We start from the raw sequence: 1,682 nt of genomic DNA on the forward strand, positions 1-1,682 counted from the left end.
TAGATAATATGAAGTGACCTCACATTTGTAGCAACGTGGATTTACCTGTATACTAGAGTTTGATAAGAACAAAGGTAACAGGAATTACCACATACAAAAGGAGATCACTCATATGAAAAGAATACTAAAAATCGGCATGGATGTCCATACCACAAATTACACATTATGCGCAATGGAACCAATCATCGGTGAGGATGACCGCGTATTCGCAACAATCAAGGTAACACCGGATTATAAAAATATTTTGATGTTTATTGAAAATCTGAAAATGAAACTAGGATTGAACGATGAATACGATATCCAGTGTGGATACGAGGCAGGATGTCTGGGCTATTCGCTCTATAACCAACTGACGGCCGCAGGCGTAAAATGTGTGATACTTGCACCAACAACAATGCTTACACCTCAAGGTGTGAGAATTAAGACAGATATGCGAGATGCATATATGATTGCCCAGTGTTTGTCATATGGTGGTTATCATGTTGTTTATATTCCGACAGAGACCGATGATTCGGTAAAAGAATATCTTCGCATGAGAAACGATCATAAGCTTGCGTTAAAGAAAATCAAGCAGCAGATCAACGCATTCTGCATCAGACATGGATGTTGCTATGATGGGACAAAATGGACCCTAGCACATCTGAAATGGCTGAAGAAACTTGAAATCACAAATGAATTGTATCGAGAAACACTTGACGAATACATGGCATCATACGAAGAACAGGAAACCAAGATTGAGAGATATGATAAGCGGATCGAGGAAATCGCTGAACAGACAAAATATCATGACAAAGTCAAAAAACTGGAATGTTTTCTTGGAATCAAGACGCATACAGCATTGTCATTGATTGTTGAAACCGGAGATTTTGAGAGATTTGCAAAAGGAAACCAGTATGCAGCATATCTTGGACTTGCACCGGGAGAAAACTCAAGCTCAGACAGTATACATCGGCTTGGAATAACAAAAGCAGGAAACAGTCATTTAAGACAGCTGCTGATAGAGGCATCTGGCGGAATCTGTAAGGGTGCTGTGGGGCATAAGTCAAAAGAATTAAGAGCAAGACAGAATGGTAATACGGCAGAGGTAATTGCGTATGCAGACAAAGCGAACACGAGATTACGGAGCCGATACTATAAATTTATAAGACATGGTAAGAAAAGAAATGTGGCAGTAGCTGCAATAGCAAGAGAATTGGCATGTTTTGTATGGGGCATGATGACAGATAATATCGAAATGAAAGTAGCGTAGAGGTATATCATAGTCATCTGCCAGTCAAGGGTGCAGGCACCGCTGGGGCGGCTAAGCCCTTGACAGCCAGCTGCCTATGATAAAAGAGTAGTCAAGCAGAAAAAGCAGCAATATGCAGCTTATTTCTGCCACAAAATAACAAGTAAACAATCTGACAGTATTAGAAAAGAGCTGTGGTCACTGTAAGGTCTGGGTTATCTGCGTTTCTCCTATGTGCGCACATGAAACACTGTGATCCACGCTGATAGATCGTAGAACCCAACGGCGAACCATTAGCCTGTAGGTAATCAATCCACGTATAACAGAGTGGCCAACTGCCGGGGACTGTTAAACTAGGGCTCTTTTCCAATGCTGTCAGGAAAACAAATGTGACTGGAGTTGAGAAAAATTTCTTAAAATTAACTCTTGACAAAAGTCACTTCATAACAGGAGA

General features: G+C 40.8%; 1 protein-coding gene. It reads left to right on the top strand.

Going from position 1 to position 1,682, the window contains the following annotated elements; translation table 11 throughout:
- Nucleotides 1-112: 112 nt before the first annotated feature.
- A complete protein-coding gene (locus G4407_RS15980) occupies nt 113-1,249 on the top strand; it encodes an IS110 family RNA-guided transposase (protein WP_173689665.1) in 1,137 nt (378 codons plus the stop codon).
- The last annotated feature ends 433 nt before the right edge of the window (nt 1,250-1,682 follow it).

It is taken from the genome of Allocoprococcus comes, assembly GCF_013300725.1.
Classification (GTDB): domain Bacteria; phylum Bacillota; class Clostridia; order Lachnospirales; family Lachnospiraceae; genus Allocoprococcus; species Allocoprococcus comes_A.